The following is a 15306-nucleotide window of genomic DNA, read 5'->3' on the forward strand; positions in this document are numbered from 1 at the left end:
GTCACTCAACCGGTTGCTTTTTCAGAAATAAAAGAGACAATAGATCTTGCGATAAATCAATAAGTTGTTAATCCTCTTCTTACAAAAATAAAAGGATACTCCTTATTTAAGGAATACCCTTTTGATGTACCAAGAACGAATTTTTAATAATTTGGCCGATCCTTCTGGCTCTGCTGGCGGCTTCGGTAAAACTCGTGGAACAGCTTCATCAGCGCCCGCTTTTCGATCCTTGAGACATAACTCCGCGAAATGCCCAGCATTTTTGCGATTTCCCGCTGGGTCTTCTCTTTTTGCATATCCAGGCCAAATCGGCCGACAATGACTTCTTTCTCCCGGTCATCAAGCACATGAATATAATCATATATTTTCTTTTTTTGCATTTTCAGCTGAATGGCATCCACCACGTCCTCTGTTTCCGCTTTCAGCACATCAATCAGCGTGATTTCGTTCCCTTCCTTATCGGTCCCAATCGGATCATGAAGAGATACATCTTTTTTCGTTTTTTTCAGAGCCCTCAGATGCATGAGGATTTCATTTTCAATACAACGTGCCGCATACGTCGCAAGCTTCGTGCCTTTCCCTCTCGAATAGCTCTCGATCGCCTTGATCAGTCCGATGGTCCCGATGGAAATCAGATCTTCCGTATCTTCCCCTGTATTCTCAAATTTCTTGACGATATGTGCAACCAAACGCAAGTTGTGTTCGATCAGTTTGCTTCTGGCCTCCTGGTCTCCCTCGGCCATCCGTTTTAAGTATTCTTTCTCCTCGTTTTCATTGAGGGGCTGCGGAAACGCATTGTTTTTCACATACGAGACAAACAGCATAACTTCTTTGAAAAAGTACCCTAATACAACAAGCAACCCGGACATTCAGACACCTCCCGGCGGTTATTTCTTACTCTTATCTGTATGCCGGGTTGGGCTTGTTAGGTGTCTGTACCAAAGGGGATTGATTGGAACAAAAAGTTCGGGTTATAAGAGAATGACTTCGTCGTCTCTATATTCGTTCAAATTGCTATGCCTAAAACTATATTCTAACAAACAGTATGTAGGGCACCTTTTTAAACTTAATAAATAATCATACTAGAGAATTTTTGCGTTTAAAAATATAAAAAGGAAGCCGTGGAAGCCCCCCTTTTTAGGTGTATGTTTTGGTCATTAGTTATACAATTGTTATTTGATAGAACTGTGGCTCCACATACTCCTGAAATTTTCTTTTCTTATCTCCCCATTCCGTTTAGTTACTTTGGTTCCAGCAATCGACATAACTAAATACCGATCTTTTAAAGACAAAAGCCAAGAAACCCTTTGCGTTTCCCAGCCTCTAAAATATTCTGTTTCAAACCTTTGCACTAACAGCCTCTCTTTGTCCGCTAAACTTACCCAGTATGATAACCATACATGCCAATACTATTGGAATTACCAGGTGAACGTTATGGTTAATTCCTTCTAATAAATGTCCAACTGCCTTATCTTTTAATATCATCTCACCCGCAGTATAACCTAGTAATCCAGCCCCTAGGATTGTAATGATCGGGTATTTATCCATGACCCTCATTAATAGTTGACTGCCCCAAATGATTAAAGGAACACTGATGACTAAACCAATGATGATTAATAGCAGGTCCCCATTAGCCGCACCTGCTACAGCAACAACGTTATCCAGGCTCATGATTAAATCAGCGACAATAATTGTTTTTATGGCTCCCATAAGGTTGGAATTCGCTTTAACTTCTTCCTCTTTCTCCCCTTTTAACAACTTTACTGCTATCCATAGAAGTAATATTCCACCAATAAAGTTCAAATAGGGAACCGTTAGTAAGTATACAGCAACAAAGGTTAATGCAACTCTTAAGGCTATTGCACCAAAAGTACCAAAAAATACTGCTTTCTTTTTATATTGTTCGGGTAAATTACGGCATGCAAGTGCAATTACAACTGCATTATCCCCACTTAAAACAATGTTAATTAGTAGGATTTCTAAAAGATTAATTAAAAACGTACTACTTTCCACCTGAAGACCACCTTATATTATGAATTTGTTCAGTAGACCTGCTGAAAATCACAATCCCTAGACCGGCAGTACGCCTGTTAAAGCATAAACACCTAAGTAGATGAGAATAATCGGCCAAGCATATTTTATATACGTTTTTTGAAAGTCGATAAAGTTTGTCTCTGTAGAAGCAACTAACATGTATAGAGCCGGAATCACGGGAGAAATTAAGCGGAAGGCTTGTCCGACCATAGAAGCCACAGCCGCTTCGCCCGCAGAAATTCCATATTGCGACATAACATCCGCCATCACACCGGCAATTCCAAAATAGAACGCGTCCTGCGGTAAAAATGTAATAGCAGGTGCTGCGATTAAGGCGTAAATCGGCAATGTTTGATCCTAATGATTCAGGAATTATAGAAGTAATGGATGTTGCCAAAGCAGTAGACATTCCACTTCCTGTTAAAACGCCGGAAAATACTCCTGCAGCCAAGGTTGCAAGAGCCGGCGCTAAAGAATCTGCCGCTAAGTCATCCAGGCGTTCATTAATTAAACTTACGGATCTATAGTTTACTGTAAGGGCAACTGCTGCTCCTATACCAAATAAAACTCCGCCATTCGCAAAATCCATAACGAGCAAAACTAAAATAGACAGCGGGTTAAAATTAAGTTAAAAGCATATAGTTTCGGCCTCTTTAACTCCGGATCCTTTTGACGAATCGCGTCCAATATGCTTTGCATTTGTTCTGGAGAGATATGTTCAGCGGTTTTAGGATCATAGGTTAGGCGCTTCCTTTCTTTGACGCCGCTAAAATAAGCCATGGCAATTGCAAATACTTCAGCTACCAGCATTCCTGGCAATAAATCCGCAAACAATTTGCTACTAATACTAACGTTCATCGCTGTCGCCGCAGCAATGGTAGGGCCTCCCCAAGGTAAATGATTAAAAATTCCAATTGGAGTGACAATAATTATCGCTAAATAAATGAGTTTAATATTCATTTGCTTATGAAGTTGAAGGAATGCAGCCACGCAATTAATAATTGTAGTAATAGTATCGCCATTCATTGTTACTACTGTTGCAGTCAACACAGTAGCCATTGTCACTTTCAATGGATCCCCTTTTGCCTTTTTTATAAAGAATTCACATAAGGGATCAAACAAACCGACATTCAACATCACACCAAAGTACAATACCGCAAACAAGATAACAATAGACGGTGAAATAACCCCGGTAGACACCTCTCCTGTTTTCTCGTCAACGCTAAATAAAATACCTTCTTTAATCCATTCAAAGAGATCCGAAAAGGAAGCCCCGGTTACAAAAGTAGCGAGTGTTCCAAATACAAATGGGACAATGGTTAAGGCCCCAAATACAGATAATTTATTTTTTGATAGCGTTTTTATGAAAAACACCGCGCTGTCTCATCAATTGTCTGAAAAGTTTTTCATTCTCTTTAAATGACTCCCTTCCATGAAGCCAGAAATGATTATTAAGTACAACCAGGTGTCCTACTGGCAGTTTAACTGATTTTGTTCCAGAACTTTTTTCTACTGATTCTGATATTTCTCTCAAGTACTCTGCCTGCTCCTCAGTTTCCGGAAATGTGCATTGGTCATTAAAGCGCATACAAATTTGATTATCTTTTTTATAAAAAACAGAATCGTAAACAACATCTGTAATATTTTTGCTTTTGCGATGTGCATATGTGTATTTAAATTTATGCGAGGCTAATGGATGTTTCTGAAACTTGCCTGCGTCCTCCCAGTCTTCTATGTGCAAGAACCTTGATTCGCCTCCTTCAGCATGCTGTTCTTTTAGTTTCATCATCAACAACCAATCTGTCACCTCATTCATAAAAACTCCATCTGTATGCAATTCCAAGTTTCGATAAGCTTTGCGGAGATTTGTATCACTGTCAAAGCTGTGTTTTACATCAAATACCGCATAATATTCTCCGGACATATCATCAAAATTAGATATACCTACTGAATAGGCGACAGCAGTGGAAAATTTAAGGAAAGAATCAAAGTCCTGTACATAATCGCTTAGTCCAATCGTAAAACCGCCCGTGGCTCTGTCATGCAGTGTTTGTTTTAACATCTGAGTGAGCTCAGCACCAAGGCTTTCTCGCAGGGCTTTCGCTACATGGAAGCGTATGAATGCTACATTTTCAAGCTGCTGTGAAGAAACATTTGCTACCTCTTCAAAAAAATTGTGAACAGAATCGGGACAAAGTTCAATATGTTTAATCCGCGAATGTTGGGGATGGCTTGTAACTTTAAAAGATTCAATTTGCGATAGTTTCATTTCTATTCCTCCTTGTGGGTGGTATTACAACGCTTTAACAAGTCCGCTTTTGATTTTTTCGCTGTTTCTCGGCCAATATTTCCAAACCCAATAAATCCATGCACTTTCCCGCTCATTTCAAAAGACTGAGGGCGCAATTCCCACATAAGCCACTTTCCGCTTTTTGTTGCTTCATTAATGTACGGAAGTTTCGATACAAAGATAAAATCAGCAAAATCGTCTATTCTGATATAGCTGTTGCATTTCCACCCGGGGTGTTGCACACCGGCAAGCCCATTTGATTCGCTGCTTCAAGATCAATATTTTCTACGCCAATTCCAGTTATTTGGATGAAGCGGGCATTTTCAGCTTGGGAAATAATATCTATTTCTAGTTTTTTGAGCTGGGATTAGCAAATAGTCTGCTTCCTTGATTTTGTTTGCTTTTTCATTTTCCGTCATATATCATGCCAGAACCACAGATCGTACCCTTCAGGTGCCTGTTCCATTAACCGCTCTTTGAATTCATCATACACTTTATCGAAATAAATAATGGTTTTTGCTGTCATCACCCGATCACTCCCATTTTTGTTTTTAATGAATAAGACAAACAAACAAAATGCCGACAATACATGTAGAAAGCAGGTAAAGACCATTCCATTTAAACCCGACAAACAATGAAGGCTGTTTCACAGAATTACTGACAAGCAAGTTCAAAGGATTGATGGGGCTTATAATAGAAGCCATCGACCAGGATGTCATTAAAAGTAAGGCTAGTGCGACTGGTTCTGAGCCGACGGAACCCGGGTCAATTTGGGTCAATAAAACGGTTACAACGACAATTTGATGCACTCCTATAAAAGTTAATGTCAAGATCGTTACCATAATCGCTACGCTAAACAACAGAAAAGACCTATCAGCAATGTAATAAAGAAATGTTTGAATGCAGTCCACAAACGAGGTGCCCGATAAAGCTCTTCCAAACAAACCGGCACTGAGAAACAGCACAATTTCATTGTTTAAAAGATTTGATGTCTGCGTTTGGTACATTTTCAAATGAGTGCTGAATTCTTTCAACCTGTTTTTAACGAAACACCAGGTAACCGGATAAATGAACGCCAGCAAGCTGACTAAAAACATCATCGACCATTTCGTTTGTGCTTCAAGCAGGAATATAAGCCCCAGTAGAAAAAACAATGTACCAAACAAACTCAAAATCTTTTTATGATGGGCATGATCTTTTTGGGGCTCAGTAAACGAAAGATCGTCTTTTTCATCGTGTACATGTCCCTTTGCCCATATTTTAAAGAGCAAATTGCCAATCAGAAGCTGGATTAATGCTGCTGCTAGCCCAACCGGAAGATAATCCGCAATCGGAATATCCAAGTAAAAAAGAACCAATGCCACTGAGGCGATGTATGGCGACCATAAAACGACAGTAGAAAATCCAACTAAATAAGATTTTGCCAGGAGGATTGGGTGAATTTTTAAATCATCAAGCATTTCGTGCATCAATCGAATCGAACCAAGATTTAATATGGGTCCTAAGCAAAACAAAACAAAAGAAAAACTGGCAAATATTTTACGGGGTCTGCCAATCATTTTTTTCATAAAATGCTTGACGGAATCAAAATAGCCTTCCATCTTCATGGGGATGGATATTAATGGAACAAGAATAAACAAAGAAAGTAAAGGAAGGTTAGCGGTTACGTCTGTTGATATGCTTTCCAAATCGTTTCCTTTAACAATATTTAAACTAACTCCAAACATAAACATCCCCAGACCGAACAATCGGGGAATTAACTGTGCGTCCAACAAGCTGCTAAAAAAAACTATCGTACACACTAAAGCCAGCCAAATTTGCAGCGCAGGGTCCTGCAGAAAAAATTAAAAAATGTATATTGCACACATTGCAAAAATGAGAGAGCTTTTAATAGAAGATTTTTCAAATATTCTTTTTTTGTTTTTTAAATTAACGTGTTCTTCCATTGGTTTTTCACCTTGTGTCTGTTTCCTATCCTTGGAAGAATCCCGTGTAAATATAAATATTTAATTTTTAATTTGTATAAAATGACCAGTGATTTGTGATCATAACTCAATTCATTACATTTCTGTATCTCCTGCAAAAAAATCTTTTTTATTTCTTAGGCCTATATAGATGCTCGCAAGAATAATCAAAATAGCGATAATCAGTAATGAACCCGATATCGGTCTTGTGAAAAGCGCTAAAAAATTCCCATTAAAGATGATGAGAGATTGAAGCAAAGAATCTTCCATCATCTTTCCAAGTACAAAGGTTAAAACAATCGGTGACAATGGAATGTCCACTTTTTTCAAAACATATCCAATCAAACCAAAAATAACCATCAAGATTACATCAAACATGTTATTATTGACACTGTAAGCGCCTACAATAGCAATAGCAAGAATAATGGGGAAAAGCAGCTTAAAAGGGATCATCGTAATTTTTGCCCATACTCCCGCCATAGGAAGGTTCATAATAAGCAAGATCAAGTTTCCAATAAACATACTGGCAATAACTGCCCAAACAAAGTCGGGGTTATCTTGAAAAAGCTTAGGACCTGGTGTTAGGCCATGCATTACAAAGGCTCCTAATAAAATCGCAATAACTGGTGAACTGGGAATACCCAGCGTAAACAATGGGATTAGAGCGCCTCCGCAATAAGCATTATTAGCGGTTTCAGGCCCCGCAACCCCTTCTAGTGCTCCTTTTCCGAACCGGGAAGGATCTTTTGCCAGCTTTTTTTCAATGGAGTAAGACATAATAGCGGGAATAACCGAGTTTGTGCCTGGAAGCAGTCCGATTATAAACCCTAATCCAGTGCCTCTAACAATCGCGCCAAAAGTCTGTTTCCATTCATTCCGTTCAGGCAACACTCCTTTAATTTTCGGGGGTATTTCGGCTTTCAGGTGGCTTTCCGCACTTAGAAGTATTTCAGAAATTCCGAATAACCCCATCGCTAATGGAACAAAATCGATTCCAGACGCAAGAGACGGACTGTTGAATGTTAACCGCACTGTGCCTGTCATAAGATCCATTCCAATGAGTGATAAGATTAACCCGAATAGGGCTGCGATCATTCCACGTACAAGTGATTTCCCCATCAGCCCGATTACCATAGTCATTCCCAAAACCATTAAAGCGAAAAATTCCGGCGGGCCAAAATTCAAAGCTAATTTGGCAATTTGCGGACCTATTAAAGCAAGTCCTAGAATAGAAATCGTTCCGCCAATAAAAGATCCAATGGCAGCCACGCCCAGTGCGGCTCCAGCCCGGCCTTTTTTGGCTAATGGATGCCCGTCAATACACGTAATAACAGAAGCGGCTTCTCCGGGTGTATTAATTAAAACTGAAGTGATGGTTCCTCCATACATCGCACCATAATAAATCCCAGAAAGCATGATGATAGCAGACACAGGCTCCATCCCAAATGTCATCGGAAGAAGGACTGCTGTTCCTGTTGTCGGCCCAAGACCCGGCAATACCCCTACAAGCATTCCAGCTGATACACCCACAAGGCAATAAAGTAAGTTATACCAGGTGAAGGCTTGTTCAAATCCTGTCAGCAAATTTTCCATAAATTATTCTCCTTTACAAGCCAAATGGGTTTTCTGGAAGCGGAACATGTAATAAAAAACTGAAAACCAGGAATAAAGATGAAGTTACAAGGAAAGACAGGGCTAATGTCCAATACCACTTATATTCGCGAAAAAACAAAATAAACAGCATTGCCACACTGGCAATTACATAGCCTGTGAAAGGAACGATAACCAAGAATACAATCAAAGATTGAAAGATCGTTTTGACCTTTTTTAACCCCTCTCCTTTCGGCATAGCTTCTCTTATATCAATACTTTCTTTTCGTAAAGAATCAATGATATAAAGAGCAGAGAGCAGCACCATAAATCCGGTAAGCCACCTAGGCAGAAACCCTGGGCCTGGACCAAAATCGCCATAATAGTCAAGTGAAAGCGACTGCCAGAAAAAGATCCCGGCAAAAAGGAACATAACAATTCCAACCCAAACTCCTGCATTCAACTTATGATTCTTAACAGGTTCTTCTGCTACTTCAGGTCTAGGGACAGGTATCACTTTCTCAAGTTGATTCATTTTTCACACTCCTTGCATTTATTTCGCGGCCACTCCTGCAGCCTTCACTTTGCATAACAGCTTCTTTTTGAAAGAAAGATCGGGCCCAGGGACCCGGAGCTTCACTTCCAGCCTAGCAAGTCTTCTACTTCTAGAACGTTTTTTTCTTCTTCTTTTAACATTTCCTTGTAATCGGCACTATTTTTATAGTCGATTTGAAGTCCCATTTCGTCCATCTTCGCTTTATGTTTTTCATTGTTTATGCCTTTTTCAAATGCCGACTCTAAAATCTTTAAAACTTCTGGATCCGTGCCTTTTGGCGCCGCAAGCCCCCGTGCGGACCAAGAATAGATATCGCCGTATCCTGCTTCCTTCAATGTTGGCACATCAGGCAGGTAAGTAGACCGCTCTTCGCTTAGCACCGCTAAAATCTTAATTTCTCCCTTATCCACTTCATTTGCTACTTCTCCAACGTTTGCAAAAAATACATCTACGTGACCGCCAAGAATATTTGCCATATTCTCTGCAAGCCCACCTGTATGAACGGCTTTAAATTTAGTTCCTTGTGCCTCGTTTATTTTTAAGGCGGCAATATGGTCATCACTTCCTAAGCCTGTTGAGGTTGTAGTGGTTTCATGTTTCTTGGCATACTCGATCACGTCCTCAATCGTTTTGAAACGTTTGTCGTCCGCTTTAACTGCAATAACCCCTGCGTCTGTGATATGATTGCAAATCGGAGCAAAGCTTTCAATTGTTTCACTTCTATTTAGCCCAGGATTTAAGTATCCTGTAATCAAATTTGGTGTATTGACATAACCAATTGTATACCCATCCGGCTTAGCTTTTACAAGATCTGCCCAGCCAACCCAGCCGCCGCCGCCAGGCTTATTAATCACGTTTACGGGTACTCCTAAATCTTCTTCAACTTCTGCAGCAAGTACGCGGGCCCCTAAATCCGTTCCGCCTCCTGCAGCAAACGATACAATGAGGTTAATTGGTTTATCAGGAAAATCACCGGCACCCCCAGCCGTTTCTTTTCCTGCAGTAGACGCTGCTCCTTGTTGTCCACAAGCAGCAAGAAGCATTGCAGAAAATGTCAGTGATAGAAAAGGCAAAAATCTTTTTTTCAAATTAAGCTACCTCCCAGCGATAGATTTTTTAGAAATTCACTTGACACATCATACTGATTAGCTACTTTAATTAAATCTTCAATAATTCCTTCCGGTAAGGGAACTCCGTTCAGTTCACGCTCGAACTTTGTATTATTTTCGATTTCACCTGGCAGGCAGATTTTTTCCACACCAGGTGCAAGAGGCACCTGCTGAATTTCTTTAATCATTTGGTCTATACGTTCTTTATATTCTTCTATTGACTGAAATAAATCTGCGCGCATTACAAAGAAAAATTGCCCGACATTCTGATTTTTTTCAAAGTTATTATATAAATCTCCAATATGAGGTCCATATGAAGCGCCTGTGAAAAGACCTGATAAAATATCAACCATTAAAGCAATCCCATATCCTTTTGGTCCTCCAACTGGCAAGTTCAGCCCTTCTAGTGCTTCGCCTGCATCTGTCGTAGGTTCTCCATTTTTAGAAATAGCCCATCCAATTGGGATCTGCTGGTTGTTTCTATGCGCATTAATAATTTTCCCTCTCGCCACCACACTTGTAGCCATGTCAAAAATAATATTCGGCTCTTCCCCTGCTGGAATTCCATATGAAAAAGGATTCGTTCCAAAAAAGCGGTCTTTTCCACCCCAGGGTGCCATATTTGCAGGGGCATTTGTTGTTGCTAATACAATGCAATCCTGGCTGGCGGCATACTGAGAATAATCTGCCAGCATCCCACAATGATTAGAATTTTTGATCCCTACCAGCCCAATCCCATTCTGTTTTGCTTTTTGAACAGCTAATTCAATTCCTTTTGTGGCAGCGGTAATACCTGAACTATTATTTGCATCGATTAAAGCACTGCAAGAAGTTTCTCTTTCAATAAACAGATCCAAATTTTTATTCGTTAATCCTTTCTCAAGCCTTGTTATATAAATCGGAACCCGGCTGACACCATGCGAATCCACACCCCTTAAATTTGCAAGAACGAGATGCCCAGCGATCGTATTTGATTGCCAATCATCAAGGCCTGCTGCAATAAAAATATCTTTAACGAAATTTTTCAGCTCATTATATTGGATGAATTTATTTTTAGTATTAATCAATAATTTCACATTCTTTCTGCATAAGTGTTTCATCCACCCAGCTTCTATCCCAGGTACCGTTGTAAATAGCTTGTATGATCCCAGCCTCCTTCTGCTGTACTGCTTTTGCTTTTTCTAGAACATTATTTGCGTCTTCGATTGGAATCACTACAATCCCATCATCATCAGCAACGATAATATCACCCGGATTTACCGGCACATTTCCGCAGCTGATTGTTGTATTTATTTCACCTGGTCCTTCTTTATAAGGCCCACGCGGCGTTCCTCCTCTAGCAAAAACAGGAAAGCCCATTTCTGCAATTGCCTGCAGATCCCGGATAGGTCCATCAACGATATAACCAGCTATTTGTTTTACCTTTGCATAATGACACATGAGTTCACCCAAAATAGCATTTCCCATATCTCCACAAGCATCAATGACAATAATGTCTCCTGGCTTGGCTAAATCCATTGCTTTATGAACTAGCAGGTTATCTGAAGGGTGGGTACGCACAGTGAAAGCGTTACCAACAATATGAATGCCCGGTTTGTTGATAGTTTTAATGCGATAATCCATCGCTCTAAAACGCCCCATAACATCGCCAATATTCGGGGTAGCAATTCCTTTAAAACCCTCTATTATTTTACTATCAGCGCGTTTAAAATCCTTAACAATTCTAAACCCAATGTTAGATATTGTGTTTTTCTCTCCATTTTGTATCATCATTTACACACTCCTCAGGTTAGTTTAAAAAATAAATAATAGAGGGAAAGCTTTGCGATCCCTCGCAAGGAATACAAAAACAGGATCCTCTGATAAACTATTCCAAACTTGCTTTCTCACATTAAGATCTATCTTTCTAAAAAAGAGGAAAATAGTGTATTTTGGATATGGCAGTACACTCTTGTCTTTATGATGAGAGTTAAATAGTAAAAAAGCTGCCACGCTGCCTCATTAATGCGCGCTCTAGTTTGATATCCTTAACAAAAGGTTCTCTTCCATGGAGCCAAAAGTTGTTGTTAATCATGACAAGCTGTCCTACGGGTAGTCCCACCGGGGTTGTCCCCAGGCTGTTCTCGATAGAATCTTGAATTTCCTTTAAGTAAACGCCTTCTTCAATTGTTTGCGGATGCGTACATTGATGGTTATATCTAATGCATGGTTTATTCTGGCTGTAAAAAAAGGAAGATTGGAAAACTTCATCCTTTACATTCTTACTTCCACGATCTGCGTATGAAAATTTAAATGGGTGTGAAGCAAGAGGATGCTTTGAAAAGCGGTCTAGATCTTCCCAATCGTCCAAGTGCAATAACCTGGATTCTCCTCCTACTGCATTTTTTTCTGACATTTTCATCATCAGTACCCAGTCTGTCTGCTCCTCAACAAAAGTTCCATCTGTATGCAGTTCTAATATCCGATAAGCTTTTCTTAAATACGTATCACTATCAAACTCATGTTTTACACCAAAAATAGCATAAAATTTATTTGACATTGCATCGTGATTTGGCAAGCCAATTAAATGGGTTAAGGCTGTTGCAAACTTAACAAATTCCTCAGATTTGGTTGTCAGCCCATTTAACCCAATCGTAAATCCACCCGTCTCACGATCGTGCAAAATCTCTTTTACTTTTTTTTCAAAAGCTACCCCAACTGCTTGGCGGAGCTCAACGGCTAATTCAAATCGGATAAATGGAACATATTCTGCACGTTCAAGACTAATTTGCTCAACCTTTTCTAAAAATCGAGTAATCGCTTCATTTTCTATTTCGATATGTCGCAACCTTTTATGCTCTGAATGCGGTACCACTTTAAAATTAGATTTTGTATCTACCTTCATCTTTAAGATCCTCCTACAATTTTTTAGACGAAACGATAAAAATCTTTTTCCGGTTAATTTGGTGCAAAGCATCCTCTTTGTCTCATTAGTTCTCGATAAAGCCCTTCATTTTCTTCAAAAGCATCTCTTCCATGAAGCCAAAAGTTATTATTGACCAAGATTAAATCACCGACAGGCAGTGAAATCGCAACCTTCTTTTCTGTTCTTTCAAATGACTCAGAAATTTCTTTATGATATATTGCTTGCTCTATCGTTTTTGGCACACTGCATTGGTCATTAAATCTGATGCACGGAGAATTATTTTTTTCAAAAAACGTGGTGCTGTAAACTACCTCATCTACATTCTTGCTCGCTCTTCCTTTTTGGGAGAACTCGTATACTTGTGAAGCTAGTGGATTGCTGCGAAACTTGTCCAAGTCTTCCCAGTCATCTAAATGCAGTAAAAGAGACTCCCCGCCAATGGCATTTCGTTCTTCAAATTTCATCATCAGAACCCAGTCTGTCTGCTCATTCACGAAGGTGCCGTCTGTGTGTAAGTAAAAAGTTCGGTAAGCTTTTCGAAGATATGTGTCGCTGTCAAATTCATGTTTTACAGAGAATCTGGCATAAAACTTTTTGGACATAGCGTCAAAATTTGGACAACCAATTAAATGAGTTAGAGCCGTAGAAAACTTTATATAATCATCATGATTGTTTGTTTGACCTTGAACACCAATTGTCAGTCCCCCAGTATCTCGATCATGCAAGATTTCTCGAATCTGTTCCTGGAATCCTTCACCTGCTTTTTTTCTCAGCTGATCTGCAAGATAAAAGCGTATAAATGGAACATACTCAATTTTTTCTACATCAATATGGCCCACTTCGTTAAAAAAGTCTTGTAAAGATTTATTATCCATCACAATATGACGTAATCTGGCATGGACCGAATGATTTTGTACCTCAAATGACTTTGTTGAATACACACTCATATACTTTTCCTCCCTTTTTTATAAAATTATTACATTTAATAACCGAATAAAACTTGAAACCACCTCCTCTCAGCTCTCTACTAAACAAAATAAAAATTTATTGTTTCAGTTTTGTCTTATTTGTCTGACGGGTAATTTTCAAGATATCTCTCAGTTGTATGCAATCGCTTTCAAAAAATGTTTTTTCGAATTTAGGCTGTCTTTCAAATAAAGAGCCGATTAGACATATAGAAAAATTTATCATAAAGTTTGTTTGGTTCATCAATACAATAAATAACCCAATATTTCCTACTCGGCTGTTATAATATAATATTTTATTTGAAGATATTTTTGCTTTTCTTAATATCGATATTTAGTGTTTTAAGCTCATTATTTTCTAAATGGCTTCTCATTTTGTCTCTAGCTTTAATATCATCTTTCTCCTTAATTGCTTCAATAATTTCAAAATGTTCGCGAACTCCCTCAAGTTGCCTTCCAGGTATTTTTTTGGACTTAATTTTACTTTCCTTAATCGCATTTTTAATTAAAGATGAAATCGAAATAAAAACTGTTACAAAAGCACTGTTATGTGTGGCATGAAAAATACTTTCATGAAGACTAAAGTCCTGTTCAATTGCATCCTCCAAGGTTGTCGCTTCTTTCAAATTATGGTTAATAAGAAGCAGTTTTTTAATATCCTCTTCAGTTGCTCTTTCTGCAGCAAGTGATGCAGCTTCAATTTCCAAAGCCCTTCTTAATTCCAATATTTCTATAAGAGCCTCTTTGTTCAGCAGGGAAGTACTAATTGAAGATACGAAAGAACCGCCATCTATCTTACGTATAAAATTTCCCGATCCGGGACGACTTTCAATAACACCATTTGTTTTTAATACGCTCAAGGCTTCGCGTACAACCGTTTTACTCACTCCAAATCTTTCTGCTAAGGCGCCTTCTGGCGGCAGTTTACTCCCTTCCTCAAACTTACTTTCAATAAGCATTTTATAAATTTGATCAACAATTTCTTCATAAATTTTTTGACGTTTAATTGGAGTAAATTCCATGTAAAAACCTCATTTCTTTTCCATATATATCCTACACTTGCTGCTCGAGAAGCTAAAAAGGGGAATCTTAACGATTAGAAATCCTTTACTTCGCTAAAGCTTTACTAATTGATTAAAGCTATAATTTATTAATAGAATTTTATACCACTTATTCTGAAAATTCAATATCTTTTTTGCTTTTTTTTTTTTAAAGATAATTTGATCTTCTTGATATTTGCACTGCTTTGCATTTGCATATATTAATTTTTCTATTAGAATAATCAAAAAAATGCCATCTCGCAGAGACTTACGAGATGGCGTTTGGCTATGGACAAAGCTTGTATGTTAAAAAATTCCTTAACCAAGTAAATATAATTTTTACATAATATTGATATTTCACATCTATTTGGACAGAAACATATTCTTGGCTAATTCAAGACCTGGCATAATCAGATCCATTTCTTTTGCAGATTCAAGAGCTAGTAACATATCTTTGATAAAATGCTTTACATAAATACCAGGTTCAAAATTATCAGCTATCATTGCAGGGTCTCCCATGTTTTTTAAAAAGATTTTTCAACATAAAAAAAACCGTTGCGCCTTTTGGCGTAACGGTTTTTTTAGTTATCAGTGTTATGCGTTTCTTCGCATACCACGCATAATTGCACTGACAATCAATACAACGACAATCGCACCGATAATCGCTGGTATAATGGCAAAACCTGCAACGGTAGGACCCCAGTCACCAAGGACTAGTCCGCCGAGCCAAGCGCCAACAAAACCTGCGATAATGTTACCAATGATTCCGCCAGGAACATCACGTCCTGTAATTACTCCTGCTAACCAACCAATAATACCACCTATAATAAGTGCCCAAAGAAAACTCATTTGT

The 15306-nt window shown here is 38.7% G+C and carries 18 protein-coding genes and 1 pseudogene; 1 reads left to right on the forward strand and 18 read right to left on the reverse strand.

Features of this window, described 5'->3' with window-relative positions; translation table 11 throughout:
- Positions 1–143: 143 nt before the first annotated feature.
- The 3 genes from sigK to QNH15_RS15850 all read right to left on the reverse strand — a co-directional run bounded on the left by sigK (position 144) and on the right by QNH15_RS15850 (position 2382).
- On the reverse strand, positions 144–869 hold the full coding sequence (gene sigK, locus QNH15_RS15840; protein ID WP_283889273.1) for an RNA polymerase sporulation sigma factor SigK: 726 nt from the start codon (positions 867–869) through the stop codon (positions 144–146).
- A gap of 469 nt (positions 870–1338) precedes the next feature.
- Positions 1339–2013: a TerC family protein gene (locus QNH15_RS15845; protein WP_283889274.1), complete on the reverse strand. Its 675-nt coding sequence runs from the start codon at positions 2011–2013 to the stop codon at positions 1339–1341.
- Between the two features lie 57 nt (positions 2014–2070).
- On the reverse strand, positions 2071–2382 hold the full coding sequence (locus QNH15_RS15850; RefSeq protein ID WP_283889275.1) for a transporter permease: 312 nt from the start codon (positions 2380–2382) through the stop codon (positions 2071–2073).
- On the opposite strand from QNH15_RS15850, the gene QNH15_RS15855 reads away from it, so the two are divergent.
- On the forward strand, positions 2382–2561 hold the full coding sequence (locus QNH15_RS15855; protein ID WP_283889276.1) for a hypothetical protein: 180 nt from the start codon (positions 2382–2384) through the stop codon (positions 2559–2561). The genes QNH15_RS15850 and QNH15_RS15855 overlap by 1 nt on opposite strands.
- Positions 2562–2634: 73 nt before the next feature.
- Here QNH15_RS15855 and QNH15_RS15860 read toward each other — a convergent pair whose 3' ends face one another.
- The 15 genes and pseudogenes from QNH15_RS15860 to QNH15_RS15920 all read right to left on the reverse strand — a co-directional run bounded on the left by QNH15_RS15860 (position 2635) and on the right by QNH15_RS15920 (position 15302).
- A complete protein-coding gene (locus QNH15_RS15860) occupies positions 2635–3408 on the reverse strand; it encodes an SLC13 family permease (protein ID WP_283889277.1) in 774 nt (257 codons plus the stop codon).
- The gene (gene glaH / locus QNH15_RS15865; RefSeq protein ID WP_283889278.1) at positions 3377–4303 is read right to left on the reverse strand and encodes a glutarate dioxygenase GlaH; all 927 of its coding nucleotides are present in this window, start codon (positions 4301–4303) and stop codon (positions 3377–3379) included. Before glaH (QNH15_RS15865) ends, QNH15_RS15860 begins: the two co-directional genes overlap by 32 nt.
- Before the next feature lie 2 nt (positions 4304–4305).
- Entirely contained in the window at positions 4306–4566 is a 261-nt protein-coding gene (locus QNH15_RS26215; protein ID WP_430667095.1) for an NAD(P)-dependent oxidoreductase, read from the reverse strand.
- Positions 4524–4670, reverse strand: coding sequence for a hypothetical protein (locus QNH15_RS26220; protein WP_430667169.1), 147 nt, complete (start codon positions 4668–4670; stop codon positions 4524–4526). The genes QNH15_RS26215 and QNH15_RS26220 overlap by 43 nt, the downstream gene beginning before the upstream one ends.
- Positions 4671–4875: 205 nt before the next feature.
- Positions 4876–6051: a hypothetical protein gene (locus tag QNH15_RS15870; protein ID WP_283889279.1), complete on the reverse strand. Its 1176-nt coding sequence runs from the start codon at positions 6049–6051 to the stop codon at positions 4876–4878.
- 333 nt (positions 6052–6384) lie between these two features.
- Positions 6385–7881 (reverse strand): tripartite tricarboxylate transporter permease, encoded by a 1497-nt coding sequence (locus QNH15_RS15875; protein WP_283889280.1) that lies wholly within the window; start codon positions 7879–7881, stop codon positions 6385–6387.
- A 13-nt stretch (positions 7882–7894) separates the two neighbouring features.
- Positions 7895–8413 carry a tripartite tricarboxylate transporter TctB family protein gene (locus QNH15_RS15880; RefSeq protein WP_283889281.1) on the reverse strand — a complete coding sequence of 173 codons (519 nt, stop codon included), beginning with the start codon at positions 8411–8413 and terminating at the stop codon, positions 7895–7897.
- Positions 8414–8514: 101 nt separating this feature from the next.
- Positions 8515–9522, reverse strand: a complete 1008-nt coding sequence (locus QNH15_RS15885) for a tripartite tricarboxylate transporter substrate binding protein (protein WP_283889282.1) — start codon at positions 9520–9522, stop codon at positions 8515–8517.
- Positions 9519–10619 carry an Ldh family oxidoreductase gene (locus tag QNH15_RS15890; protein WP_283889283.1) on the reverse strand — a complete coding sequence of 367 codons (1101 nt, stop codon included), beginning with the start codon at positions 10617–10619 and terminating at the stop codon, positions 9519–9521. The genes QNH15_RS15885 and QNH15_RS15890 overlap by 4 nt, the downstream gene beginning before the upstream one ends.
- Entirely contained in the window at positions 10603–11316 is a 714-nt protein-coding gene (locus QNH15_RS15895) for an RraA family protein (protein WP_283889284.1), read from the reverse strand. The genes QNH15_RS15890 and QNH15_RS15895 overlap by 17 nt, the downstream gene beginning before the upstream one ends.
- A 196-nt stretch (positions 11317–11512) precedes the next feature.
- Positions 11513–12427, reverse strand: coding sequence for a glutarate dioxygenase GlaH (gene glaH, locus QNH15_RS15900; RefSeq protein WP_283889285.1), 915 nt, complete (start codon positions 12425–12427; stop codon positions 11513–11515).
- 53 nt (positions 12428–12480) lie between these two features.
- Positions 12481–13395 (reverse strand): glutarate dioxygenase GlaH, encoded by a 915-nt coding sequence (glaH, locus tag QNH15_RS15905; protein WP_283889286.1) that lies wholly within the window; start codon positions 13393–13395, stop codon positions 12481–12483.
- Between the two features lie 314 nt (positions 13396–13709).
- Positions 13710–14435, reverse strand: a complete 726-nt coding sequence (locus QNH15_RS15910) for a FadR/GntR family transcriptional regulator (RefSeq protein WP_283889287.1) — start codon at positions 14433–14435, stop codon at positions 13710–13712.
- Between the two features lie 381 nt (positions 14436–14816).
- A pseudogene (locus QNH15_RS15915) lies at positions 14817–14981 on the reverse strand (NAD-binding protein); the annotation flags it as partial.
- Positions 14982–15047: 66 nt separating this feature from the next.
- The gene (locus QNH15_RS15920) at positions 15048–15302 is read right to left on the reverse strand and encodes a GlsB/YeaQ/YmgE family stress response membrane protein (protein ID WP_283889288.1); all 255 of its coding nucleotides are present in this window, start codon (positions 15300–15302) and stop codon (positions 15048–15050) included.
- Positions 15303–15306 lie beyond the last annotated feature (4 nt).

Source organism: Fictibacillus enclensis, assembly GCF_030123385.1.
Classification (GTDB): domain Bacteria; phylum Bacillota; class Bacilli; order Bacillales; family Fictibacillaceae; genus Fictibacillus_C; species Fictibacillus_C enclensis.